Below are 25,757 nucleotides of genomic sequence, written 5' to 3'. Positions count from 1 at the left end.
TGCGTTTCCGACTCTATCAGACTCTTTCGTGTCCGATTCCCGGTCGAAGCGGGGTCGCTTTCCAGTTCTTCGCTTTCGCGTTTCCCTTTCCGGCGAGTCCGACTCTATCAGATCCTTTCGGGCCTGATTCCCAGTCAGCGGGGTTTGTCTTCCCGGCCGTTGGGCCGTTCCGACGTCCAAACTCTAGCGGATTTTCCCGGCGACTCATAATCGAGTCTTCGAAATTAATTCCGGCATGCCGAAATTGTCCCGAGTGGGAGATCGTACTGAGTATTGGTTGCCGCATTCGCGGCGGGATCGGTTGCCGCAGAACCGTTCCGGCTCGGTGGCAACTCGAAGTACCTTACGGATCGTGGAGGGGCGTGTCAACCCGGCCAGGTCAAGTCGTTTTCGTGCGTGTCCGGCACGGGTTCAGTCCAGGTCGGTGAGGCGGCCGCCGGCGTCCGGCTGAGCGTGCTCCACGCGGCGCAGGAGGCGGATCAGCATGTCTCCGAGGACTCCGCGTTCGTCGCCGGTGAGGTCCTGGAGCAGGTCCTCCTCGAAGGCGGTGGCCATGCGCATCGCCTCCAGCCACTTCGTACGGCCCTCATCGGTCAGCTCGACGATCACCCGCACCCGGTTGCTCTCGTCCCGGTCGCGGGTGACCAGGCCCTCGCCCGCCATGCGGTCGATGCGGTGGGTCATCGCGGCCGGGGTGAGGCCGAGGCGCTTGGCCAGCTCTCCCGGGCCCAGGCGGTACGGGGAGCCGGCCAGGACCAGGGTCTTGAGGACCTCCCACTCGGCATTGCTGATGCCGAGGGCGGCGACCTGGCGGCCGTACGCCACGTTCATCCGGCGGTTCAGCCGGCCCAGGGCCGAGACGACCTGCTCGACCTGGGGGTCCAGGTCCCGGAACTCGCGCTGATAGGCGGCGATCTGCTCGTCGAGGCTCGGCTCCTGCGGGCCGGGCTGCTCGGTGGTGTCGGACATGGCGGGCAGTATGGCATGCCCTCCAAACCCGTCGAAGTCCTTCGAATTGAATTGTTGAGCTTCTAACTTTAGTGCTAAAGTCTTCGGGTTCGAGTCGTTCGGGTGGCTCGGCAAGTCGCTTCGAGACCTTGAGGTAGGTGAGTGTGACCAGGGAGATGGGTGCAGCACTGCGGCGGATCCAGCTGGGGAGCGCGCTGAGCGCGTTCGGGCTGGGGTTCACCGTTCCGTATCTGTACGTCTATGTGGCACAGGTACGGGATCTGGGTGCCGGCACCGCGGGAGTCGTGCTGGCGGTCTTCGCCATGGCGGCGCTGGCCGTTCTGCCGTTCACCGGGCGGGTCATCGACCGGCGCGGGCCGCTGCCCGTGCTCGTCGTCGCCTCGGTCGTCGCTTCGCTGGGCGCGACCGCCCTCGGCCTGTCGTCGGGTGTGACCGCCGCCGTGCTGTCGGCCGCGGTCCTCGGGGCCGGTACGGCGGTCATGCAGCCGGCGCTCGCCACCATGCTCGTGTGGTGCTCCAGCACCGCCACTCGTACGCGCGCCTTCGCCATGCAGTTCTTCCTGCAGAACCTCGGGCTCGGCATCGGTGGGCTGGTCGGCGGGCAGATCGTCGACACGAGCCGGCCGGAGACCTTCACCCTGCTGTTCCTCATCGAGGCCGCGATGTTCATCGTGCTCGGTGTCGTCGCCGCCACGGTGCGGCTGTCCCGTACGCCGTCCTTCTCCGACGCCAGGCGCTCCGACGGGTCCAAGGCGCCGGGCGGGCTGCGGGCGCTGCTGTCGCATCGGGCCATGGTGCAGTTGTGCGTGCTGGGCTTCGTGCTGTTCTTCGCCTGCTACGGACAGTTCGAGTCCGGGCTCGCGGCGTACGGCACCGAGGCCGCCGGGATCCAGCCCTCGACGCTCGGTATCGCACTGGCAGCCAACACCGCCGTCATCGTCGTGGCGCAGTTCGTCGTGCTGCGTCTGGTGGAGCGGCGCAGGCGCAGCCGGGTCATCGCCTCAGTCGGTCTGATCTGGGCGTTCGCCTGGATCGTGGCCGGGTACGCGGGGCTCGGGCACGGCAGCCAGACCATGGCGACGGCCGCGATGATTTCCACGTACGCGCTGTTCGGGCTCGGTGAGTCGATGCTGTCGCCGACCGTGGCGCCGCTGGTCGCCGATCTGGCGCCGGAGTCGATGGTCGGGCAGTACAACTCCGCCTTCGCCCTGTGCAAGCAGCTCGCGCTCGCGGTCGGTCCGGCCGTGGGCGGGCCGATGGGGGCGACGCTGCACGGGCCGTACATCGTGACGTTCGTGCTGTTCTCGCTGGGCATCACGGTGCTGGCGCTGCGGCTCGGCCGACGGCTCACTCCCGTACAGGATCAGCCTTCGATCGAGGCGGCGCCGTCCAGGGTGGTGGCCGTGTCACTGCCGGAGGCCGAGCCGGTGACCGCCGCCTCCGCCGTCGCCACTCGCTGAGTCCGGGCCGGTGGGGTCCTGCTGTGACAGGGCCCCTACCGTGGCAGGGCGAATTCGCACCAGACCGCCTTGCCGCCGCCCGGTGTGCGGCGGCTGCCCCAGGACGTGGCGATCGTCGCGACGATGGAGATGCCGCGGCCCGCTTCGTCCGCCGGATCGGCGCGGCGGCGGCGCGGCAGGTGGTCGTCGCCGTCGGTGACCTCGATGATCAGGCGGCGGTCGGTGCGGCGCAGGCCCAGGCGCATCGGCGGGGTGCCGTGCTTGAGGGAGTTCGCCACGAGTTCGCCCGCGGCCAGGACGCCCAGGTCGCAGAGCTCGACCGGGAATCGCCACGACGCCAGGACGCCGGTCGCGAACGCGCGGGCGCGCGGGGCCGCCTCGACGCCGCCGAGGAGTTCGAGCGAGGCGTTGTGGAACAGCTCCGCGTCCGCCCCGGTACGGGCGGGGTGCTGGACCACCAGCACCGCCACGTCGTCGTCGTGCTCCGCGGTGACGCCGAGGGAGCGGATCAGCCGGTCGCAGACCACCTGGGGTGAACCCTTCGCCCCGGAAAGAGCGCGCTCCAGGGCGGCGACACCCTCGTCGATGTCCTCGCTGCGGCGCTCCACCAGGCCGTCCGTATAGAGGACCGCGGTGGAACCGGGCGGCAGCGCGATCGTGCCTGATGTGTGGATCCAGCCGCCGGTGCCGAGCGGCGGTCCTGTCGGGTCCTCGGCGCGGTGGACCGTACCGTCCTCATGGCACACCAGGATCGGTAGGTGCCCGGCGGAGGCGTAGACGAGCCGGCCGTCGTTCGGATCGTGGACCGCGTAGGCGCAGGTGGCGATCTGACTGGCATCGATCTCGGCGGCGAGACCGTCGAGGAGCTGGAGCACCTCGTGGGGCGGGAGGTCGAGGCGGGCATAGGCGCGCACGGCCGTGCGGAGCTGGCCCATGACGGCGGCGGCCCGTACCCCACGTCCCATCACGTCGCCGATGACCAGGGCGGTGCGGCCCGCGCCGAGGGTGATGACGTCGTACCAGTCGCCGCCGACCGCGGCATCCGTGCCGCCTGGCTGGTAGGTGGCGGCGATCCGCAGGTCGTCGGGCTGCTCCAGCTCTTGCGGGAGCAGGGAGCGCTGGAGGGTGACGGCCGTTTCGCGGTGGCGGCGCTCGCTGGCGCGGAGCCGCTCGGCCGCTTCGGCGTGGTCGGTGACGTCGACGGCGTACACGAGCACCCCGCCTTCGGCGCCTCTCCTGCTCTTGTCCTTGTCCTTGTTCTTGGTCTGCTTGCCGCCCCTGGCCCCTTCGCCGTCGGTTTCGGCGTCGCTGTCCCGGCGTACCGGGGTGCAGGTCACGGTGTACGAATTGCCGCTGCGGACTTTGCGGGACTTGACCGTACGGGGTGTGCCGCTGCGCAGGACCTGGTCCATGAGGGGCAGCAGACTGAGCTCGGCGAGCTCGGGCATGGCCTCGACGGCGGGGGCGCCGGCCGGGCGCGGTCCGAACGCGGCGGCGTAGGCGTCGTTGACGTACGCGATCCGGTGGTCGGGGCCGTACACCAGGGCCACCAGGGCGGGCAGCTGGCCGAGGATGTCCTGGGCCGAGAGATCCTCCAGGGCAGGGCCGCGGTCCCCGGAAGTCGCACCGTGCGTGTCGCCGCGCGTGTCGCCGTCCGGTGGGCAGGGGCCGGTCCCGGGCCGTGCGTACTCGGCGCGGGCCGAGGGCACGGAACTGTGGTCGTCCCGTGCGGCGGCGCGACGCTGCGTTCCGGGTAGGCGGGCGCTCCAACGCGTGAAGTTCACGGAATCTCTGGCCTCGTGTGTCGGTCTGGTCCGCTGGGGCGGGCTGCTCGCTGTCGGTCACTGCCGGCCGGGTCACTCTGTGCAGATGTGGGCCCACCTATGGTCACACGTCCAGTGTGACGGACCGTACTGACAGTCGTCGGTACGATCCGGCCCCGGTCGGGTGACGTGGGGGGCCGACGGGCAGTCAGCCGCCGTTGCCGGGCGGGCCGTCGGTGGCCGGCGGGTGGTCCGGCCCGGGGCGTTCGCCTCCCGCGGCGAGTTCGAATTCGGCGCGCGGGTGTTCCAGCGAGCCGAGGGAGACGATCTCTCGCTTGAAGAGCCCGGCGAGGGTCCATTCGGCAAGGACGCGGGCCTTCCGGTTGAACGTCGGAACCCGGCTGAGGTGATACGTACGGTGCATCAGCCAGGCCGGATAGCCCTTGAGTTTGCGACCGTAGACGTGGGCGACGCCCTTGTGGAGGCCGAGTGAGGCGACGGAGCCCGCGTAGCTGTGCCGGTACTCCGTGAGGGGTTCGCCGCTGATCGACGCGAGGACGTTGTCGGCGAGGACCTTGGCCTGACGCACGGCGTGCTGGGCGTTGGGCGCGGTCTCCTTGCCCGTTTCCGCGGCGGTCAGATCGGGTACGGCTGCGGCGTCCCCGGCGGCCCAGGCGTGTTCGACCCCTGCCACGGTGAGTTCTGCGGTGCATCTGAGCCTGCCGCGCTCGTTGAGCGGCAGATCGGTGGCGGCGAGGATCGGCGCGGGTTTGACGCCCGCGGTCCACACGACGGTGCGGGTCGGGAAGCGGGAACCGTCGCTCAGGACGGCGATCCGGTCCTCGCAGGACTCCAGCCTGGCGTCGAGGCGTACGTCGATATTGCGGCCGCGCAGCTCACGGATCGCGTAGACGCCCATCGCCTGACCGACCTCGGGAAGGATGCGGTCCGACGCCTCGACGAGGATCCACTTCAGGTCGTCCGCCTTGATGTTGTGGTAGTACCGCGAGGTGTAGCGGGCCATGTCCTCCAGCTCGGCGAGGGCCTCTACGCCCGCGTAGCCGCCGCCGACGAAGACGAAGGTGAGGGCGGCGTCGCGGATGGCCGGGTCGCGGGTGGCGGAGGCGATGTCCATCTGCTCGATGACGTGGTTGCGCAGGCCGATGGCCTCCTCGATCGTCTTGAAGCCGATGCCGTGCTCGGCGAGGCCGGGGATCGGGAGGGTGCGCGAGACGGAGCCGGGTGCGAGGACGAGTTCGTCGTACGGGATCTCGACGGCGCCGGTGCCGTCCTCCCCGGTGGCGAGGGTGATGACGGTCGCCGTGCGTTTGGCGTGGTCGATACGTTCTGCCTCACCGATCACGATCGTGCAGTCCGCCAGGACCCGGCGGAGCGGCACGACGACATGGCGCGGCGAGATCGAACCGGCGGCCGCTTCGGGCAGGAACGGCTGATACGTCATATAAGGCTCGGGGGTGACGACGACGATCTCGGCCGCACCGCTTCTGAGTCTGTGCTTCAGCTTCCGCTGGAGACGCAGCGCGGTGTACATCCCGACGTAGCCGCCGCCGACGACGAGAATGCGCACACCCGGCGGGGGGCCGGGGGGTGTTCCCCCGGAATCTGAAGCCATCACCACCCCATGACGCAACGTGCTCAAGGGTTTGTCCACAGCCCCGGCAAATTGTGTGACCGGAGGTTCCGGACAGGCCTCTGCTGGTGATCGCCCTGCGGATACGGAAGCTGCGCAGGTCAGGGGTTGGGGTGGGGGCGCTTGACCGGGGTCGAATCAGTGACCAAGCGGTCCTTGCTCCGATCGGGGGGCGCTCCGTGCGGAACTACCCCCTTCTGAATTGACTCGGGCTCAACTATGTTCGTATGTCGTCGGGGTGCTGGGTGGAGACCATGATCCGCGCTCCGGCTCAAACGGCGGGAAGTCTCCGGGGGGAGACGTCATAACCGGGGGAACAGTTATGCACATTCAGGATTCTCATTGGCAGACTGCTGCTGCGGTCACGTCCCATTCGTCCGATGGAAACGGGCGAAACGGTGCAGTGGGGACAGTGGACACGGTAGATCCGGTCGGCGCGGTCGCGACGGCCGGAACAGGCGCGGCGGGTGGGTCGGGCACGTCGGTCGGAACGGCTGCGGCCAACGGCCGCCCGGCTCCGCTCCGCGTGGACGCACAGCGCAATCTGGAACATGTGCTGCGAGCCGCACGCGAAGTGTTCGGCGAGCTGGGATACGGGGCTCCGATGGAGGACGTGGCGCGTCGCGCCAGAGTCGGAGTCGGCACGGTGTACCGGCGGTTCCCGAGCAAGGACGTGCTGGTGCGGCGGATAGCCGAGGAGGAGACCTCCCGGCTGACGGACCAGGCGCGGACCGCGCTGGGCCAGGAGGACGAGCCGTGGTCGGCGCTGTCGCGCTTCCTGCGGACGTCCGTGGCCTCGGGCGCGGGGCGGCTGCTGCCGCCTCAGGTGCTGCGGGTGGGAGTGGATGTCGACTCCGCCGCCGACTCCACGGCCGCTGCCGCCGTCTCCGCCTCCGCCTCCGCCGAGGCCTCGGCTGTGGTCGGGGAGTCGGGGGACATGGCGCCCTCCGTATCGGGATCGGGATCGGGCAGCGTTCGGGACGAGACGCGGGTGCCTCAGCAGAGGCAGGGCGCGGGTCACACCAGCCCCCGGTCGGCTGACGGGCGTTCCGCCGCGGAGACCGGCCTCGATGACGACGGCACGGGAGCCGGTGAGCTGCTGGAGGTCGTCGGCCGCCTGGTGGAGCGGGCGCGGGCAGCCGGTGAGCTCCGCCGTGACGTGACGGTGGCGGATGTGCTGCTGGTCATCGCGACGGCGGCGCCTTCGCTCCCCGACGCGGCTCAGCAGGCCGCAGCTTCGAGCCGGTTGCTGGACATCCTGCTGGAGGGGCTGCGTTCGCGGGGCGTTGCGTGAGCCGTGAGCGGAGTGCTTCCGCGGGGCGTGCGCGGGTGGGTCGGCGCGTGAGCGGGTCGACCTCTGAGCGTGGGGGCCTCTGAGCACGGTCGCGTCGGCGCGGTAAGGGCGGTGGCGCGTGGGTGTGGTGGTGCGCGGACGCGTTGCGTGCGCGCACTGCCTCTCCGGGGAGGTTGGCCGGGGTGTGGTGCGGTCGGGCCCGGTTGCCGGGGTGCGCGGTCGGCGCGAATGGCCGGATGGCCTGTGCGAATCGGCTGACGTGAATGACCGACGCAAATGGTTGGCGTGAATAGGTTGCTGCCTGTGGCCCTCGTCGACTCCCTGTGGCCCTCGTCGGTGGAGCTGCCGCCCGCTGCCTGCGGCCCACCCGTACAGAAGAGCCCAATGCCGCTACCCCGAATAGGTGATCACTAGTGCTCATATTCGGGAAACCGCCCCGGATGAGTGGTTGCAGGGACTGAAGAGTCGGCGTGATTGCGCCATGTGGCACTCTTGCCCGGTGTTGGGGTCCGACACGCATACGGGGGCTTCCGCGATGAGCGGTGACGGGCAGCAGGAAGAGTCGTTCGACGACGTCTCCGCCACGGGCGGTGTGGCGGAGGCCGGTGGGCCGTCCTCCCGGCAGGTACCGAGCCAGGCCGGGCCCGAGCGGTCGGTTGGTGACGTCGCGGGTGGCACCGTCCTGCCCGGTCCGTGGCCGACACCCGTCGACGCCGGATTCGACGCCGGTGTCGAGCCCGACGCCGCGGTGCCGATGCAGCGGGACGGCGGCAGCACCAGCGCCGCCGACGCCTCCGACTCCGCGTTCTCCGACGCCGAGCTGATCACACAGATGCGGGACGGCGACGATCTCGCGTACGAGGAGCTGTTCCGGCGGCACTCGGACGCGGTGCGCCGCTACGCGCGGACCTGCTGCCGGGACGCGCACACCGCCGACGACCTGACGGCCGAGGTCTTCGCCCGCACGCTGCAGGCGGTACGCAGGGGCAAGGGGCCCGAGCATGCGGTACGGGCCTACCTCATGACGGCTGTCCGGCATGTCGGAGCCGCCTGGACCAAGACCGTGAGGCGGGAGCAACTGGTCGATGACTTCGCGGTGTTCGCCGCGCAGGCATCCCAGGCCTCCCAGGTGTCGGACGCGGACACGCTCGACCTCGGTGCGGATGTGCTGGCGATGCACGAGGCCGAGCAGTCGATGGCGATGCAGGCGTTCCGCAGTCTGCCGGAGCGCTGGCAGGCGGTGCTGTGGCACACCACCGTCGAGGAGGAGTCGCCCAGCGAGATCGCCCCGCTGTTCGGGCTGACCGCCAATGCCACGGCGGTCCTGGCCGGCCGGGCCCGCGAAGGGCTCAAGCAGGCCTACCTGCAGGCGCATGTGAGTCAGGCGCTCACCTCGGGCGGCAACTGTGCGCGGTACGCCGACCGCCTCGGCGCGTATGCCCGGGGTGGGCTCCGGATGCGGGCCGAGCGCGGGCTGCGGGGGCATCTGGACGAGTGCGCGAAGTGCCGGCTCGCCGCGGGCGAACTGGCCCACGTCAACGCCGGGATTCCTGCGCTGCTTCCGGTCGCGGTCATCGGCTGGTTCGCCGCCGGGTACGCGCTCAAGGCTGCCGGAATCGTCGCCGGTGGCGCGGCGGGAGCCGCGGGTGCGGGTGCCGCCGCGGCGGCGACCGGCGGGAGCTCTTCCGGGGGCGCCGCCGGTGGTGCCGCGGTCTCGGAAGGGCTCGGCGCCCCGGCGAAGGCAGGCATCGCGGCGGCGGTTGCCGTGACGGTGGCGGCCGGACTGGCTTGGGCGCTGGTCGGCGACACCCAACCGAAGCCCGACGCCGGACAGCCCGCCAAGCCCGCTGTCGTGGCGCCCGCCGCGCCCACGCCGACGCCGACGCCGACGCCCCCGAAGCCGACACCGCCGCCGAAACCCACTCCGCCCCCGCCACCGGCACCACCGGCGCCCGCGCCGCCGCCCGCACCGAAACCCGAACCGAAACCAACGCCCACACCGACGCCGACTCCGAAACCCACTCCTGAGCCGACGACACCCGCGCCGAAGCCCTCTCCTCCGAAGCCGACCCCTCCTCCACCGCCACCTCCGCCGCCCGCACCGACCGCCTATCGGCTCAGCGAGCTGAGCTACTCGATGCTGGGTGACCACACCGCGCCGGAGGTGGTGATCAACGAGAGCAACTGGGTCTGGCAGCGTTCCGGTCTGTCGATCGGCGGCACGCAGTACGCGCACGGGGTCACCGTCCACGGCAAGTCCTCGGTCACCATCCAGCTGAACCGGCAGTGCACGCGTTACGAGGCCATGGTCGGGGTCGACGACATGACCACGGGGCTGGGCTCCGTGCGCTTCTCCGTCTTCAACGGCGACGGGACGCGGCTGTGGCAGTCCCCGGTGATGAACGGCAACGACCGGGCCGTTCCCGTCGGGGTCGGCATCGCCGGTCAGGAAAAGATCCGGCTCGTCGTCGAGCGGGGACGTCGGGGCGGCGGCGCGACACTTGCCGACTGGGCGGATTCGACCATCAGTTGTCGGTGAGCCGACGGGCGGTCAGACGGCCGGGCTGGTGAGGCGCCGGCCGTCGGCCGCCGCCGGTATCCGTACGGCTTCGCCATGGAGTCCCACCTTCGGCAGCACCGCCCGACGCCGCCCGCCGGATGTCCGGTACCGAGTTCGGCGCACTGGGCGTCCCGCCCCTCGCGAAGTACCGGCGCGCGCACCCATCAGCAGACACGACGCCCCCGCCCCACCCGGCCCGCGCCTACGGCTGCAGCGTCCGCCTCGCCGGAACGATTCCGCCCGCGACCGCGCGCTGGCGCGGCGCCGCCGTGCCCGTCCAGCAGGTGCCGCGCCGTGACACAAGTCGGCGGAGCCACAGTTCCATGGACGCCAGATGCGCCAGGCCTTCCAGCGGGAGCGGTTCGCCCTCCGAGGCCGCGCGCAGGGCCTTCCGTACGACACGGGCCTCGACCAGGCCCGCGTCGGCGAGCAGGGGTGCGTCGAAGAGGGCGATCAGGCCGGGGAGTGCGGCGCGCAGGCCGGTGCGGGCGGTGGCGTTCGCAGTGGCGAGGGAGGGGGTGCCCCAGCCGGGCGGCAGCTCGTGGATGCCCGCGCCCGCGAGCACCCGGCGCAGGATCGCGGCGCGGGCGCCCGGCTGGACGCGCAGCGATTCGGGGAGCGCACGGGCGGCGCGTACGACCTGATTGTCGAGGAACGGGGCGTGCAGCCGCTGGCTGCGGTTCTCCGCGGCCTGCTCCAGGATCCGGTGGTCGGCGGCGAACCGGGAAAGGGCCGCCCGGGCGCGGGCCTCGCCCGGGCGCGGGACGGACGCGGGACGGATCGCCGCCTCCTGCAGACGGAACGCCACCTCGGCGAGCGCCTCCCCGGTCAGCCAGCGGGAGGCGGGTCCCGGCCGTGACCAGGTGAGGGCGGCGAGCGACGCATCGGCGGGCGTGTCGAGGTCGGGGGCATGGCGGTTGGCGTCCGGCAGCCGGTCGGCCGCCGTTTCGAGGCCGGTGCGGTACGACGTACGGGACAGGCGGCGGGCCGCCCGATAGACGGTCAGCGGGACGAAGAGGGAGTGCGCGGTCGGGCCCTCGGCCTTGGCGAGTGCGGCGACCGGGCGCAGCAGATGCCGTCGGCGCCGGTCCATCAGCAGGTCGGCGAGGCGGGCCGGGTGGGCGTCGAGCACCTGCCGGGCGCCGCCGCCGACGAAGTGGTCGGCGCTCCCCGAGGCGAGGCGGCGGCGGTGGCGCTCGGCAACGACGAGAGACGGGGCGGGTTCATCGGTGAGCTGTCCGCCGCCCAGGTCGGCGTAGGGCAGGGCCTCTTCCCCGGCGGCGACGACGACATGGTGCAGGCGCGGGTTGGCGGCGATGACGCGGGCGCGTTCGAGTTCGTCCTCGTGTCCGCGTGCGGTGAGGTCGTTGAAGGTGACGGCGATCAGCCGCTCCCCCGCTCCCGTGCCGTGGCCCAGGAGGGTGCCGGGCAGGCCCGGCAGTCCGGCGGCCAGGAGGGCGAGGGTGGCGGAGGCGCTGCCTCCGGAGAGGTCGGCACCGATGCCGGGTACGGGGGCGCCGCGGGCGGCGCGTCGTTCGGCGGGTCCCATGCCGGGGACCGGTCCGGGGTCGGGCGGCAGGGTCTCGGGGGCGTGGCGCGGGGCCGTGAGTCTGGCGCGTACGGCCTCGACCAGCGCATCGCGTACCCCGTCGACGGCGCTGACCGGGTCGAGCTGGGGCGCGGCGACGGCGAGGGAGGCCACCGGCTCGTACCCGGTGATCTCGCGCGAGCCCTCTCGGAGGATGAGTGCGTGCCCCGGCGGGATGCGCTTCACTCCCGCGTACGGGGTGCCGTCGCGCAGCGCCTCCGGGGTTTCGGGGCAGGCGAGCAGGGCGGCCAGGTGACCGATGTCGAGCTGGGCTTCGATGAGGTCGGCGAGCGGGAGTGCGGCGGTGGCGTAAGCCGTGCCGCCGGCCCAGGGGGTGTAGAAGACCGGGCGGGCTCCGGCGAGGTCCCCGATGACGGTGATGCGTCGGCCGACCTGGACGACGGCCGTGTAGCTGCCGGGCCAGGAGGTGAGGTGGCGCAGGGCGCCGCCGCGGGCGGCGAGGAGGCCGACGCGCAGCTGTTCGTCGGTGGCGCTGCAGCAGCCGAGGACGGCGAGCCGGGCGGTGGGCGCGCCTTCGGCGGTCTCGACCTTGCTCGTACGGATCTCGTCGGAGCGCCAGTCGCCGACGGCCCAGAGCGGATCCGGGTCGCCCCACAGGAGTTGGGATCCGACGGGGTGCATCGTGCGCCCCTCGTCGGCGTCGCCGACGGCACCGGCCGTGCCGAAGCGCGCGGCGATACTGCTCCACCCCACCAACCAACGCATCGCCGCCTCCACAGGCTGTGGACAAATCGGCGCAGCAGAACATTATCGGGAGAACTCCGCTAGCGCGCGGCGCCGTTGCGAACATGCTGCCACGACAGACGCGCGCAGGAGGGTCTACGGACGGCGCACGTCGGAAGGGCATGCGCCTCCGGCAAAGACCGAACCGACCGGGTCCGTACGGGTGCACGTCGGGCGGCAGCCTGCGCCGGGTTTTCCCGCGAGGACGACCGGCGCCTGGCGCGCGCGAGGCGGCTCAAGCGCCAACGCGCTTACGGGTCGGATGTGTTGCGTACCCCGCAAGGACGAGATCCACCGGCCGAAATCCGGCCACGCCCCGAAACACCCACGGACCGATGCCGTCGGCGACGGACCGATGACGGACGATCACCGGACGGTCGACGAGATGTCCACGAATCGGTTGCCCCAACCTCGGTCGACCGATGACATTCGGCCATTCTCCGAGTGTGCGGCAACGCGACAGCAGGGACCTCACCGCACCAGAAGTCCGATTTCGCCCTGCTTCAACCCTGCTCGGCTCCCCGCTTCGTCGACTCGCACCGACCCATGTCGGCCCGGCGCCGGTCGCGCGCGGGTCGCGTGCCGGTCTCGACGCACCGCCCGGCGCAGGGTCCGATGCACAGTCCGGGAGGCGCAGTTCACCTCCCGGACCGGTCCGCCGCCTGCGGGGAATGAGGCGGCAGTGTCCCCCAGCCCACTGAGTCCAATGCAGTGGGCCGACCCACGCAGCAACCATGGAAGCGCTTCCGAAACGGCCGGACGAGAGCGCACGGCCGGGCGCACGGCCACACACCAGGAGCACGTACAAAGCCCGGCGGGCGGGCGCCGCCACCCCCGTCCGAACGGTACGTCACGCGGGGTTCCGAGCCGGGTTTCCGGGCCGGGGCCGCGCCGGGTCCGGGCCGCTCCGCGCGACGACGGGGGCACCGCGCCGGCAACCGGAGCGACGCCCCACAGCCGACTGCGTACGCACGGAAAACAATCCCGCCATACGGACGTCTGCCCCTTAACGGTAGGGATGCGGCGAACTACCCTGTGTTTACTGAGGTTCTCGGCAGGAGGCATATTCCTCGGGGCTCGGCCATATGCGTGTGCGGCGGAGTGCCGGGGCTCGTCCCTGGGGAGGACACGGTACGAATGCCGCGCGCCGCAACGGTGACGCGGCGGCCGTCTGTGTGTCGAGGGGTGGCGCATGTCCAGGGAGCAACGCGGACCGAACGAGAAGCTCGGAACCGTTCTCGCCCTCGCGGGAATCAGCAACGCCGGGCTCGCCCGGCGGGTCAACGACCTCGGGGCGCAGCGCGGACTGACACTTAGGTACGACAAGACCTCGGTGGCCCGATGGGTCTCCAAGGGCATGGTGCCGCAGGGCGCCGCGCCCCATCTCATCGCGGCGGCGATCGGCGCCAAGCTCGGCCGGCCGGTCCCGCTGCACGAGATCGGGCTCGCGGACGCCGATCCGGCACCGGAGGTCGGGCTGGCGTTTCCGCGCGATGTGGCCGAGGCGGTCCGCTCGGCGACCGAGCTGTACCGGCTGGATCTGGCCGGGCGGCGGGCCGGCAGCGGCGGAATCTGGCAGTCGCTGGCGGGCTCGTTCTCGGTGAGCGCGTACGCGACGCCCGCCTCCCGCTGGCTGATATCCCCCGCCGACCCGTCGGTGGAACGCGACTCGACAGCCGCCGAGGCAGCCATCCTCGGCCGCCAAGGCGCAAGGGGCGCACGTACCGGCGCAGGGGCTCGGAGGACACCGGTCACGGCCGGAACGAGCACGGCGGCGGAGCCCGGTACTCCGGGCCCTCCCGGCGTGGCGGGGGCCCCCGTCACGCAGACAGCGCTGAATGCGCGGGCGGCTCAAGCGGCGCTGGGAACCCTGGGAGCAATGGGGACACAGCAGACACCGTCCATCCCCGCCCAGCCGGGCCCGGAAGCCACGTCCGCGCCCTCCTTCACGTCCCCCGCCGCCTCCCCCTCCGCACCGGTCACCCCGGTCACGAGCGACATCTCCCCGCTGCGGGTCGGCCACAGCGACGTCTCCAAACTGCGCGAGGCGGCCCAGGACGCCCGCCGCTGGGACTCCAAGTACGGCGGCGGGGACTGGCGTTCCTCCATGGTTCCGGAGTGCTTACGGGTCGACGCCGCACCCCTGCTGCTCGGCTCGTACAGCGACGAGGTGGGCCGGGCGCTCTTCGGCGCGGCCGCCGAGCTGACCAGACTCGCCGGCTGGATGGCCTTCGACACCGGCCAGCAGGAGGCCGCACAGCGCTACTACATCCAGGCACTGAGACTCGCGCGGGCCGCGGCCGACGTACCCCTCGGCGGCTACGTCCTCGCCTCGATGTCGCTGCAGGCGACCTACCGCGGTTTCGCCGACGAGGGGGTCGACCTCGCGCAGGCCGCCGTCGAACGCAACCGGGGGCTCGCCACGGCCCGCACCATGAGCTTCTTCCGCCTGGTGGAGGCGCGCGCCCATGCGAAGGCGAGCGACGCACCGGCCGCGGGGGCCGCGCTGAAGGCCGCCGAGGGCTGGCTGGAGCGTTCCCGGGACGGCGACGCGGACCCGTCGTGGCTGGGTTTCTACTCGTACGACAGATTCGCGGCGGATGCCGCGGAGTGCCACCTCGACCTCAAGGCGCCCCGGCAGGTGCGGCGCTTCACCGAGCAGGCCCTGTCCAGACCCACCGAGGAGTTCGTCCGCTCGCACGGGCTGCGGCTCGTCGTGTCGGCGGTGGCCGAGCTGGAGTCCGGGAATCTGGACGCGGCCTGCGCGGCGGGCACCCGGGCGGTGGAGGTGGCGGGCCGCATCTCTTCGGCGCGGACCACGGAGTACGTACGGGACCTGCTGCACCGGCTCGAACCGTACGGCCACGAGCCCCGCGTCGCCGAGCTGCGCGAGCGGGCCCGACCGCTGCTGGTGGCACCCGCATAGCCGTACCGACCCGGACGAGCGGCCCCCACACCTCCCCCGCATACCTCCGCGCGGCATCGCCACGACGTCCTTGCGGCATCCGAACAGTGTCCGGGCGGCATCCGGTGCGCCACCCGGTCGCCGCCGGGCGTAAAGATCCGGCGCCACGCTGGGCCGCGCTGGTTTGAGTGCGTTGTCAGTGGGTCAGTGCACTATCGGGGTGGGAGGTGGCGTGATGATGACGCACGCGGCGTACGACTGCGATGTGCTGGTGATCGGCGGCGGGATCGTCGGCCTGTCGACGGCGTATGCGATCACGCGCACCGCTCCGGGCACGCGGGTGACGGTCCTGGAGAAGGAGTCGGGCCCCGCCCGTCACCAGACCGGGCGCAACAGCGGAGTGATCCACAGCGGCATCTACTACCGCCCGGGTTCGCTCAAGGCCCGCTACGCCGTGCGCGGCGCCGCGGAGATGGTCGACTTCTGCGCCGAGCACGGCATCGCGCACGCGGTGACCGGCAAGCTGATCGTCGCGACCGAGCGGTCCGAGCTGCCCCGGCTGCACGCCCTGGTCCAGCGCGGCCGGCAGCACGGGCTGCCGGTGCGTGAGCTGGGGCCCGCCCAGATCGCGGAGTACGAGCCACAGGTGCGCGGGCTCGCCGCGATCCGCGTCGGGACGACCGGGGTGTGCGACTTCGGGGCGGTCGCGGCGCGGTTCGCCGCCGAGGTGAGCGGGGCGGGCGGGGTGATCCGTTACGGGGCGGAGGTCACCGCGATCGACCGCCGCCCCTGGGGTGTGGCGGTGCGTACGGCGGACGGCCCGGTGGTGCGGGCCCGGGTCCTGGTCAACTGCGCGGGGCTGCACTGCGACCGGGTGGCGCGGCTCGCGGGCGACGACCCGGGGGTGCGGATCGTGCCCTTCCGTGGGGAGTACTACGAGCTGGCGCGGCCGGAGCTGGTGCACGGCCTGGTCTATCCGGTGCCCGATCCGGCGTTCCCGTTCCTCGGCGTGCATCTGACCCGGGGCCACGACGGCAGCGTCCACGTCGGGCCGAACGCGGTGCCGGCGCTGGCCCGTGAGGGGTACGGCTGGCCCGTCGTACACCCCCGTGAGCTGGCGGACACCCTGACCTGGCCGGGCACCTGGCGGATCGCGCGCAGTCACTGGCGGTACGGGGCGGGCGAGGTGCACCGTTCGCTGTCGAAGCGCGCGTTCACGACAGCCGTGCAGCGGCTGCTGCCCGAGGTCACGGAGGCCGATCTGCGGCCGGCCCCGGCCGGGGTCAGGGCCCAGGCCGTGCTCCGGGACGGCACCCTGGTCGACGACTTCCTGATCCGCGAGGCACCGCACACCGTCCATGTGCTGAATGCTCCGTCGCCCGCCGCGACGGCCTCCCTGCCCATCGGGCGGGAGGTGGCACGCAGGGCGCTGCTCCGGGCAGGGGGGACGGGGTGGAAGCCGCCCGCCGTAGAATCGGGGCATTGTGTCTGAGCCCTTGAACCCCTCCGCAGATCACTCCGCGAACCCTTCCGCCCCGGCAGTCGGCGAGGCCGTGGCCGAGCCGAACAGCGCCGCAGCCGGGACGGGCGCCGTGTCCTCGGCCCAGAGCCCCTCCGCCCCGGCTGCCGGGATTCCGGACGATCTGCGCGCCGCCTCCTTCGAGCGGCAGCGCAGGCTGCGCCAGGAGCCGCGCTTCCCCGGCGGACCCGCCATCGATCCGGCCGGATCGCACCACGAGCGCCGGATCCGCAGCTTCCAGCCGCGCCGCAGCCGCGTCACGCCCGGCCAGGAGGACGCGCTGCTGCGGCTCTGGCCGCAGTGGGGCCTGGACATCGACGGACAGCGCGTCCTCGATCTGCCCGAGCTGTTCGACGGGCTCCCGGTCGTGCTGGAGATCGGTTTCGGCATGGGTGAGGCGACCGCGCAGATGGCGGCCGACGACCCGGGCACGGGCATTCTCGCCGTGGATGTGCACACTCCCGGCCAGGGCAATCTGCTCGGACTCGCGGACCGGAACGGACTGTCCAACATCCGGGTCGCCAATGGTGACGCGATCATCCTGCTGCGCGAGATGCTGAAGCCGGACTCGCTGGACGGGCTGCGGGTGTACTTCCCCGATCCCTGGCCCAAGAAGCGCCATCACAAGCGGCGGCTGATCCAGCCCGAGTTCCTCGATCTGGCGGCGCAACGGCTGAAGCCGGGGGCCGTGATCCACTGCGCGACCGACTGGGAGCCGTACGCCGAGCAGATGCTGGAGGTGCTGACCGCGCACCCGCTGTTCGAGAACACCCAGTCGGACGGCGGCTACGCGCCGCGACCGGCGTTCCGGCCGCTGACCCGGTTCGAGGGACAGGGCCTCGACAAGGGCCACGTCGTGCACGACCTGCTCTTCGCCCGCCGCTGAGACCCGCGTATTGAGCCGGAGACGGAACCTTCCGGACCCGGCGCCCCATGGCCAGGTGTCAGTGCTGCTCGTTAGGGTCAGTGGGTGGTCTCCGACGGGTCTGTCCAGCAGCGGCAGTCACAGCCGGCCGTCCCGCTTCTGGAGGAGCAGCGGGTCGGCGAGATCCTGGCTGCCGTGCCGGAGCGCAGGCACTGGCGTTACCGGCCGCGCCGCGTCGGCATGGTGTGGCGCAGCAGGACGTTCCGCATCGCGGTCGTGTGCACGGTGCTCACGCTGTGCGGACTGGCGATCCTGGCCCTGGTCCGCGATCAGACGGGCACCGAGGGGTTTCTCGTCGGTCTGGGTCTCGCCGTGCTGCCCGTACCGCTCCTCATGGCGGCGTTCCGCTGGCTGGACCGGGTCGAACCGGCGTCGTGGCGGAATCTGTTGTTCGCCTTCGCCTGGGGCGCGTTCGCGGCTGCCCTGGTCGCGATCCTGGCGAATTCGTTCGCGACCCGCTGGATAGCCACGGCCACCGCCGACCCGTCGAACGCCGACACGCTCGGAGCCACGGTCATAGCACCGGTCATCGAGGAGAGCGCCAAGGCCGCGGCCGTCCTGCTCATCTTCCTGTTCCGAAAACGGGAGTTCAACGGGATCGTCGACGGCATCGTCGTGGCCGGCTTCACCGCGAGCGGCTTCGCGTTCACCGAGAACATCCTGTACCTGGGCAACGCCTTCGGTGAGGACCAGCAGATCGGTACTTCGGGCGTCGTCTCGGTGACCGCCGCGACGTTCTTCGTGCGGGCGGTGATGTCGCCGTTCGCGCATCCGCTCTTCACGGTGCTGACCGGAATAGGCTTCGGGCTCGCCGCGGTCAGTGCGCGGCGCCGCCGGTTCCGCCGCGTCGTGCTGCCGTTGCTCGGTCTCGTCCTCGCCATGGGCATGCACGCCCTGTGGAACGGGTCGGCGTCCTTCGGCCCGTACAGCTTCTACGCCGTGTACGGGGTGTTCATGGTCCCGGTCTTCGGCCTGGTCACCTGGCTGGCGATCTGGTCGCGCCAGCGGGAGCTGCGTACGCTCTCCGCCGAGCTGCCCGCCTATGCGGCGGCCGGCTGGCTGACCCCCGCCGAACCGCTGGCCCTCTCCTCGATGCGGGCCCGCGGCATGGCCCGCGACGCCGCACGCCAACGACACACCGCCGCGGCCGGGGGAAGCTGGAGCAGCCCGTACGGACCGGCACCCTGGCCACCGCCATACGGGCCGGGATACGGGCCGACGTACGGCCCCGGATACCGGCCCGGGCCAGGCCCCGGGCCGGGATACGCGCCCGGATACACGTCGGCGCATACCCCGAGGCGCGGGCCGTCGGCACAGGTCAGAGCCCATGCCACAGCACAGGCCAAGGCCCACGGCAGGGCTGCCGCCCGCACCGTCGCCGAGTACGAATCGTTCGCGACCTCACTGGCCTCGCTGCGCCGGCAGGCCCGCCGCGGTGCCGCGGGCCCGGACTTCGCCGAACGCGAGCTGGAGCTGCTGCACCACCTCTGGCAACGCAGGGACGTGGCCGCCCCCGCCCTGACGTACGCCGCGCAGGCGACGGGCCGCCTGCGCGCCCCGTACATGTCCCCGGTCCCGGGGATTCCACCGCTGTACCAGCCGTACGACAGGGGCCACAATCCGTACCTGCTACCGCCGCAGTAGCCGGTCCCCGGACGGGCTGGTTCAGCAGTCAGGGCTCCGGCGCACCGCGTCCTTGGATCAGGCGGATGCCTCGGTGAGTTCCGCCAGTTCCTGCTCGGTCAGCCGGAGGTCGGCGACGGCCACCAGCGCGGGCAGCTGCTCGACCGTACGGGCCGAGGCGATCGGCGCGGCGACCGTCGGTCGGGACGCGAGCCAGGCCAGTGCGACGGTCGCGACCTCGGCGTCGTGCTCCTTGGCGACCTTGTCGAGTGCGTCCAGGACCTTCTGCCCCCGCTCCGACTCCAGGTACCCGCCGGCCTTCTCGGCGCGGGCGCTCTCCACCGAAGCCCCCGGACGGTACTTGCCGGTGAGGAAGCCGGAGGCCAGAGCGAAGTACGGGACGGCGGCGAGCCCGGCCCGGGCGGCCGTGTCCTGGAGCTCGCCCTCGTACGTGTCCCGCGAGACCAGGTTGTAGTGCGGCTGAAGGGCGACGTACCGGGCCAGCCCCTCGCGCTCCGAGAAGTCCAGGGACGCCTGGAGCCGCTCGGGGCCGATGTTGGAGGCGGCGATCTCCCGGACCTTGCCCTCCTTCACGAGTTCGTCGAGGGCAGTGATGATCTCCTCGACCGGGACGGTCTCGTCATCGAAGTGCGTGTAGTACAGATCGATGTGGTCGGTGCCGAGCCGGCGCAGCGACTCCTCGGCCGCGGCCTTGATGTTCGTGGCGGAGAGCCCCTTGTACGAGGGGTGGGCGCCGACCTTGGTGGCGACGACCATGTCGGAGCGGTTGGAGCGGGCCGCGAGCCACTTTCCGATGACGGTCTCCGACTCGCCGCCCTCGTTGCCCGGGATCCAGGCGGAGTAGGCGTCGGCGGTGTCGATGAAGTTGCCGCCCGCCGCAGCGTAGGCGTCCAGCACGGCGAACGAATGCTCCTCGTCGGCGGTCCAGCCGAAGACGTTGCCGCCGAGGGCGAGCGGGAAGACCTGGAGGTCGGAAGGGCCCAGCTTACGAAGAGAAGTCATAAATGGATCAACGGATTCCAGCACGCCCGCTATTCCGACAGACCGGCAGCCCTGACGTCGGGGGGTGAGCGTCAGGGCTGTCGGAGTTCTGGGTTCTGGCCGGCGAACCGGCTCGGATCGCGGGGATCGCCGGATCACGCGGACCGCTCGGATCACCCGGGCCTGGAGAACCGGGAGGGCGGTCTGCGGATCAGGGGTTGAGGCCCTTGCCGTGCAGCCAGGCCATCGGGTCGATGCCCGTACCGGAGGGGGTGTGGACCTCCAGGTGGAGGTGCGGGCCCGTCACGTTGCCGGTCGCGCCGACCCGGCCGATGGTCTCACCTGTGGTGACCTTCTGCCCGACGCTCACGCCGATCGAGGACTGGTGGCAGAACCACAGCTCCGTACCGTCGTCGAGCTCCAGCACCGTGCGGTAGCCGTACGAACCGGACCAGCCGGCCGACTTGATGGTGCCGCCGTGTATGGCCTTGATCGGCGTACCCGTCGGCGCCGCGAAGTCGAGGCCGGTGTGGTAGCCGGAGGACCACATCGTGCCGGCTTGGCCGAAGGTCGAGGTGATCGTGTACGAGGAGGTCGGGATGGCGTAGCTGGCGGCGAGCTTGGCGAGCCGCAGGGCCTCGGCCTTCTTCTTGGCCTCTTCCTCCGCCTTCTTCTTTTCGGCGGCGGCCTTGGCCTCGGCCGCTTCCTGCTGCTTCTTGGCCGCGTCCTGCTGCTTCTTGGCCTCGGCAGCGGCCTTCTCCGCGGCCTCCTTCTCCTGGGCGGCCTTGGCCTCGGCGGCGGCGGCGTCCTGCTGCTGCTCCGCCTGCTGGAGGATGCGCGCGCGGAGCGCCTCGCCCGCGTCCGCGGTGCCCTGCTCGGCCTCGGCGGTGGTGAGGCCGGCGGTGGTGAGCGGTGCGGCAGCGGCGGCGACAGCGGCCTTGTCGGCTTCGGACTCTCCGGAGAACAGAGAACCCACGCCCGGAAGGGACTTGGCGTCGGGAAGGTTGTTCGCGATGGAATCGGGAAGGGAGATGGACACCGGCGGCTTGCTCTGCGCGGAGGCCATGCCGCCCGCGCCGACCGCCGCGATGACGCCGACCCCGAGCACCGTGGAGCTACGGGCAAGGCCGTTGCGCTGCTTGGCGACGCGGTGCTTGCCGCGTACGGGGCGGACGGACTCCTCGGTGGGGTTCCACTCGTCCCAGCCGCGTTCGGGCTCACCGTTGCCGTCGGCGCGGAATTCGCCACCGAAGTCACCGGCGAAGTCGCCGCCCGGCTCGGTGCCGTACGCCGTTCCCGTCCCACCGGTCCCGTAGTCGGAGCCGGAACCGAAGTCGGCGTTGAAGCCGGAGTCGGAAGCGAAGCCGGAATTGGAACCGGATCCGAAGTCAGCGCCGTAACCGGAACCGAAGTCGGGGTTGAACCGAGAGGGGGCCTCGGGGGCAGGCTTGTTGGACGCCACGGGGGCGCACTCCTTTCCTTCCTTCTCGCCTACCGGGTTAGCTGACGGGTTCGGAGCAGGAAGGTCTCCTACGGGCCCCTTCGCCTCTCACGAGACACAGGTGTCCGATTCACCCCATGTAGGTGGTTCCCCGGTTCCCTTGCGGAATTCGGCGCTCGCGCACGGTGCCGCCACTGACGGCGGCTGGGACGACCGCGCTGCGTTATCGAACGTTAATAGACACCGGGGCCTGATTCCAAGCTGTTCCCAGTGATCGTTCACGTCTTTGGCCTGGACTTTACGGTGCACAACCGGGTGGAATGGGACGAGTTGATCGACCTTCAGCCACCACCCGGTTTCTGACGTTGCGTCAAATGTTATGCGGAGCGGCGCGCTTCGGTTACGTACGGTGGCATCCCTCGCTCAAGTCCGCGCCCGGCTCGCACGAAGCCCCCGCCTCATCCGTCACGCCCCTTTCAGACCCACGATCTTCACAGTCCTGCGCCGGCCCGGCTGCCCCTCCCCGGGACGTAGGACCGCGAGCAGCGCCATGTCGTCGGTCGTCTCACCCTCCGTGTACAGCCGCACGTCATCGGTCAGCGCGGACAGCAGCTCCTCGGGCCCCGGGAAGATCCGCCCCCGCAGCCGGGCCGCCGGGTCGTAGAAGACCCCGTCGGCGTTCCGCGCCTCGGAGAGGCCGTCCGTGTACAGGAGCAGGGTCGTCCCCGCCGGCAGATCCCACTCGTCCGACCGGTCGGGCCACGCCCCCAGGTCCATCCCGAGCGGCAGCGCAGGCACCGTGGGCCCCAGCACCTCCAGCGCCCCGTCCGGATGCAGCAGGATCGGCTCGGGGTGGCCGCGGTTGACGATCCGCACCCGGGGCAGCCCGGCCGGGATCTCGGCCAGCACGGCGGTGACGAAGCCCTCGACCGCGTCGAGCCCGCCCCGCCGCGTCCCCTCCCGCGCCAGCGCCCGCTCCAGCCGATGCGCCACGCCCTCCAGCGAACGCTCCTGCTCGGCTGCCTCCCGGAACGCCCCGATGATCACCGCCACCGACTCCACGGCGTCGAGCCCCTTCCCCCGTACGTCCCCGACCACCAACCGCACCCCGTACGGGGAATCCGTCACGGCGAACAGGTCACCGCCGACGAACTCCTCGGCCTGCGCCGCCTCGTACCGCGCCGCCACATGCAGCCCGCCGATCCGGTCGGACGGCTTCGGCAGCACCGCCCGCATGGCGGTCTCCGCGATGACCCGCGCGGACGCCAGCTGCTCATTGCTGCGCCGCACGACGCCGTTGATCACGACCGCGAGGACCGAGACGGTGGCCAGGGTGAGCAGCTCGATCAGCGGCACGATGTCCGGCAGCGTGTGGCTGTACAGCCGCAGCGCGACCACGGCCAGCATCGAGGCGATGGCGGTGCAGACGGTCCTGTACAGCGAGAAGAACGGCGCGGCGATCAGCGGCGCCGCCACGAACAGCGGAATGGCGGTGAACGTCGGCGGGGTGAACAAATCGAACGCCAGCCCGCCGAGGATCATCAGGGCGGGCAGCGCGCGGACGAACCGCCGGGTACGCGTGCCGTCCCCGGCATGTCTGCCGCGCCCCTTCAGCCGCTTCCACACCTGTGGTCTCCTGCCCGGTACGCGCGCGGCTGCGGACGGTACCGCGCCCCACCCCCAGGCTCGCCGGAGCGGAGTCGCGCGGCGACTCCTCGTCGGCCAATGGGGGTATGTACGTGGCGTAGCTCACACACCGGCCCGACCTGCTCCCTCGGGGGCCCACAGCTGGAACGACCCGGGCCCGGCACGCTGCATGCGTGCCGGGCCCGGGTCTTCAGTAGCGGGGACAGGATTTGAACCTGCGACCTCTGGGTTATGAGCCCAGCGAGCTACCGAGCTGCTCCACCCCGCGTCGGTGAACACAACTGTACGGCATCCGCGGCGGGCTCATGACCACTGAGCGAATCACTGAGCGAATCACCGACCGCTTTGCGCTCGCTCGGTACTCCGGCCATGCGCCCCCGCCGCCTCGCCGCCTCAATTCGTCTCGGTGATACGGGGAGCGTTCTTCCCGTTGACCGCCGGGGGCTTCATGGGATTCGCACCGCGCTGCAGGGAGCGGAGAATCGCCAGCCCCTGACCGACCACGCCCGCCGCCATCTCGTTGACGCCGTCGGTGCCGTTCAGAACGGTCAGGTCCGCCCCCGACATGCCTCGGGCGGCCGCGTCGGCCAGGGCGGGCAGGTTCTCGATGATGCGGTTGGCCGCGATGAGCTCCTGGTTGCCGTCGCGCAGCGAAGCGGCGCGCGCGCTGTTGGCGTCCGCCTGCGCCTGGGCGATGGTCCGCTCGGCGTACGCGTTGCCGTCGGCCTCGAACCTCACCCGGTCCCGGGCCGCCTCCGCGAGGGTGCGCTGCCGGTAGGCCTCGGCGTCCGCCGGGCGCCGTACCTCCCCTTCGAGCCGTTGCGCGGCGAGCGCGGCCTGCCGCTCGGCCAGCGCGGTCTGCTCCTCGATGACCTCGTGTGAAGCCCTGGCCTGGGCGAGCGGTCCGGCCTGCGCGGCACGGGCGTTGTACTGCTCGGTCTCGGCGCGGAAGCCGGCCCGCTTGATCGCGGTGTCACGTTCGTACTCCGCCTTGAGCGCGGCGGCCTGCTGTTCACGCTGGCTGGCCTCCTGGTCGGCCTTGGCCTCGGCGATCCGGGCCTGGCTGGCGACCGCGGCGGCATGCGGGGCGGCGAGGTTGTTGATGTAGCCGGTGGCGTCCTCGATCTCCTGGATCTGGAGGGCGTCCACCACGATGCCGAGCTTCTCCATCTCGCCGTGGCTGCCCGCGATGACCTCCTGGGAGACCCGGTTGCGCTCGCGGATGATCTGCTCCACGGTCAGGCCGCCGACGATGGAACGCAGGTGGCCCGCGAAGATCCGGCCGACGAGCTCCTCCATCTGCTCCTGTTCGGTCAGGAAGCGACGCGCCGCGTTGGCGATGGATATGGCATCGTCGCCGACCTTGAAGACGGCGACGGCCCGGACGTTGAGGCGGATGCCCTGCTGCGTCACGCAGTCCTCGGTGATCTCCGCCTCGCGCAGCGCCAGGGAGAGCATGCGCGCCTTCTGTTTCACCGGGAGCACGAAACTGCCGTGGCCGGTGACGATCCGGAACTGGGTGTCCAGCGTCTGCCCCTTGGAACCGGATATGAGCATCGCCTCGTTGGGGGCGGGAACGTGCCAGAAGAACATCGGAAGACTCCTGTCATGCGTCTCTGCTCGACGTAGGTGCACCGCTGCTTCGGCTCAGGGCGGCAGGGGTTCCACGATCACGCCGCGCGCCGAGACCGAGTCGACGACAACGACGCGCACGTCCCTCTCGATCGACGTCGCCGACCACGCGGTGTACGCCTCCGACCCACCCCGTACGGCCACCAGTACTTCGCCCGGGCCACCGGGCGGAATCGGCACGGTGACGCGGCCGATCGCCCCGACCGGGCTCCGGGCGGACTCATCAGCCGTGTGCATGCGCCCTCGCGAGCGTCCATGCGTACGCCTGCTCACACCGCCGCTCACGCCGCTTCTCACGCCGCTTCATGAACACGAGGCGACCCCGCCTCCTGGAGGCCTGAGCGCCCCAAGCCTCCCTCGACGTTTCCACGGTACTCCGCACAGCGACGGAGGTCGGCCCGAAGGACAGCCCGGAGAACCCCCGGAGGCAAGGCGCTATATGTGGTGATATGACTGATTTGTTCTTCAGTCAGTCGACGCGATGAATCTCGCGCTGATCAGGGAGCCGACCGTGGACCCGTACCCCCTGCTCGACCTTTTCTGGACCATGCTCTGGTTCTTCCTCTGGATCATGTGGCTGTTCCTGCTCTTCAAGGTCATCGGGGACATCTTCCGCAGCGACGACCTCGGCGGCTGGGGCAAGGCCGGCTGGCTCATCGTGGCGCTGCTGCTGCCGTACGTCGGCGTCCTGGTGTACGTGATCGTGCGCGGCAAATCCATGGGACAGCGGGAGATCAAGGAAGCGCAGGAACGCGACGCCGCTTTCAAGGCGTACGTACGGGAGGCCGCCGGCAGATCCGACGCGAACGTCCCGAGCGAGGGCAAGCACGTCGACGACCTGGCGAAACTCGCCGAGCTCAAGGACCGGGGTGCCATCACCGAGGAGGAGTACCAGCGGGCGAAGACCAAGCTCCTCGTCTGAGCCCGCCCGGCTCCACATCCGCCCCCAGCCGCGACGCGTATGCCGCGCTCACCGTGCCGCCCGGTCCCCCGTTCCCGGAGGAGATCCAGGGGCAGAGGATGTGCGGCGTCGT

At 71.3% G+C, this 25,757-nt stretch carries 17 protein-coding genes, 1 tRNA gene and 1 riboswitch; of the genes, 8 read left to right on the top strand and 10 right to left on the bottom strand.

Going from position 1 to position 25,757, the window contains the following annotated elements:
- Positions 1-411 precede the first annotated feature (411 nt).
- Positions 412-969, bottom strand: coding sequence for a MarR family winged helix-turn-helix transcriptional regulator (locus tag ACZ7L9_RS10240; RefSeq protein WP_471414106.1), 558 nt, complete (start codon positions 967-969; stop codon positions 412-414).
- A gap of 155 nt (positions 970-1,124) precedes the next feature.
- Here ACZ7L9_RS10240 and ACZ7L9_RS10235 point away from each other — a divergent pair, with 155 nt between their 5' ends.
- Positions 1,125-2,429, top strand: a complete 1,305-nt coding sequence (locus ACZ7L9_RS10235; protein WP_471414145.1) for an MFS transporter — start codon at positions 1,125-1,127, stop codon at positions 2,427-2,429.
- Between the two features lie 35 nt (positions 2,430-2,464).
- Here the strand turns inward: ACZ7L9_RS10235 and ACZ7L9_RS10230 are convergent, their stop codons facing one another.
- Together ACZ7L9_RS10230 and ACZ7L9_RS10225 are read right to left on the bottom strand one after the other, a co-directional pair.
- Entirely contained in the window at positions 2,465-4,213 is a 1,749-nt protein-coding gene (locus ACZ7L9_RS10230) for an ATP-binding SpoIIE family protein phosphatase (protein ID WP_471414104.1), read from the bottom strand.
- Between the two features lie 187 nt (positions 4,214-4,400).
- A complete protein-coding gene (locus tag ACZ7L9_RS10225; RefSeq protein ID WP_471414103.1) occupies positions 4,401-5,780 on the bottom strand; it encodes an NAD(P)/FAD-dependent oxidoreductase in 1,380 nt (459 codons plus the stop codon).
- Positions 5,781-6,165: 385 nt separating this feature from the next.
- Between ACZ7L9_RS10225 and ACZ7L9_RS10220 the strand changes: the two genes are divergently transcribed.
- Positions 6,166-7,137 carry a TetR/AcrR family transcriptional regulator gene (locus tag ACZ7L9_RS10220; RefSeq protein WP_471414101.1) on the top strand — a complete coding sequence of 324 codons (972 nt, stop codon included), beginning with the start codon at positions 6,166-6,168 and terminating at the stop codon, positions 7,135-7,137.
- Between the two features lie 535 nt (positions 7,138-7,672).
- Entirely contained in the window at positions 7,673-9,676 is a 2,004-nt protein-coding gene (locus ACZ7L9_RS10215) for a sigma-70 family RNA polymerase sigma factor (protein WP_471414099.1), read from the top strand.
- A 223-nt stretch (positions 9,677-9,899) separates the two neighbouring features.
- On the opposite strand, the gene ACZ7L9_RS10210 is transcribed toward ACZ7L9_RS10215, so the two are convergent.
- Complete coding sequence (locus ACZ7L9_RS10210; RefSeq protein WP_471414097.1) at positions 9,900-12,011, bottom strand: asparagine synthase-related protein; 2,112 nt, start codon at positions 12,009-12,011, stop codon at positions 9,900-9,902.
- A gap of 1,210 nt (positions 12,012-13,221) precedes the next feature.
- Here ACZ7L9_RS10210 and ACZ7L9_RS10205 point away from each other — a divergent pair.
- From ACZ7L9_RS10205 to ACZ7L9_RS10190, 4 genes are all read left to right on the top strand, one after another.
- Positions 13,222-14,955, top strand: coding sequence for a sporulation protein (locus ACZ7L9_RS10205; RefSeq protein WP_471414095.1), 1,734 nt, complete (start codon positions 13,222-13,224; stop codon positions 14,953-14,955).
- 214 nt (positions 14,956-15,169) lie between these two features.
- Entirely contained in the window at positions 15,170-16,426 is a 1,257-nt protein-coding gene (gene lhgO / locus ACZ7L9_RS10200; protein ID WP_471414093.1) for an L-2-hydroxyglutarate oxidase, read from the top strand.
- Entirely contained in the window at positions 16,419-17,339 is a 921-nt protein-coding gene (gene trmB / locus ACZ7L9_RS10195) for a tRNA (guanosine(46)-N7)-methyltransferase TrmB (protein ID WP_471414092.1), read from the top strand. Before lhgO ends, trmB begins: the two co-directional genes overlap by 8 nt.
- Positions 17,340-17,423: 84 nt before the next feature.
- On the top strand, positions 17,424-19,022 hold the full coding sequence (locus tag ACZ7L9_RS10190; RefSeq protein WP_471414091.1) for a PrsW family intramembrane metalloprotease: 1,599 nt from the start codon (positions 17,424-17,426) through the stop codon (positions 19,020-19,022).
- Positions 19,023-19,079: 57 nt separating this feature from the next.
- Here the strand turns inward: ACZ7L9_RS10190 and ACZ7L9_RS10185 are convergent, their stop codons facing one another.
- The 6 genes from ACZ7L9_RS10185 to ACZ7L9_RS10160 all read right to left on the bottom strand — a co-directional run bounded on the left by ACZ7L9_RS10185 (position 19,080) and on the right by ACZ7L9_RS10160 (position 24,960).
- On the bottom strand, positions 19,080-20,024 hold the full coding sequence (locus tag ACZ7L9_RS10185; protein ID WP_471414090.1) for an aldo/keto reductase: 945 nt from the start codon (positions 20,022-20,024) through the stop codon (positions 19,080-19,082).
- A 190-nt stretch (positions 20,025-20,214) separates the two neighbouring features.
- Positions 20,215-21,465 (bottom strand): M23 family metallopeptidase, encoded by a 1,251-nt coding sequence (locus ACZ7L9_RS10180; RefSeq protein ID WP_471414088.1) that lies wholly within the window; start codon positions 21,463-21,465, stop codon positions 20,215-20,217.
- Between the two features lie 11 nt (positions 21,466-21,476).
- A riboswitch (cyclic di-AMP (ydaO/yuaA leader) is annotated at positions 21,477-21,629 on the bottom strand.
- Positions 21,630-21,909: 280 nt separating this feature from the next.
- The gene (locus ACZ7L9_RS10175; protein WP_471414087.1) at positions 21,910-23,070 is read right to left on the bottom strand and encodes a PP2C family protein-serine/threonine phosphatase; all 1,161 of its coding nucleotides are present in this window, start codon (positions 23,068-23,070) and stop codon (positions 21,910-21,912) included.
- A 215-nt stretch (positions 23,071-23,285) separates the two neighbouring features.
- Positions 23,286-23,359, bottom strand: a tRNA-Met gene (locus tag ACZ7L9_RS10170).
- 125 nt (positions 23,360-23,484) lie between these two features.
- The gene (locus ACZ7L9_RS10165) at positions 23,485-24,684 is read right to left on the bottom strand and encodes an SPFH domain-containing protein (RefSeq protein ID WP_471414086.1); all 1,200 of its coding nucleotides are present in this window, start codon (positions 24,682-24,684) and stop codon (positions 23,485-23,487) included.
- Between the two features lie 54 nt (positions 24,685-24,738).
- Complete coding sequence (locus ACZ7L9_RS10160; protein ID WP_471414084.1) at positions 24,739-24,960, bottom strand: hypothetical protein; 222 nt, start codon at positions 24,958-24,960, stop codon at positions 24,739-24,741.
- 274 nt (positions 24,961-25,234) lie between these two features.
- On the opposite strand from ACZ7L9_RS10160, the gene ACZ7L9_RS10155 reads away from it, so the two are divergent.
- Positions 25,235-25,645, top strand: coding sequence for an SHOCT domain-containing protein (locus tag ACZ7L9_RS10155; protein ID WP_471414081.1), 411 nt, complete (start codon positions 25,235-25,237; stop codon positions 25,643-25,645).
- Positions 25,646-25,757 lie beyond the last annotated feature (112 nt).

This window comes from Streptomyces sp. NPDC111516 (genome assembly GCF_055635345.1).
Note: the sequence above shows the minus strand (reverse complement) of the source record. Positions and strands in the feature narration are given on the sequence as shown.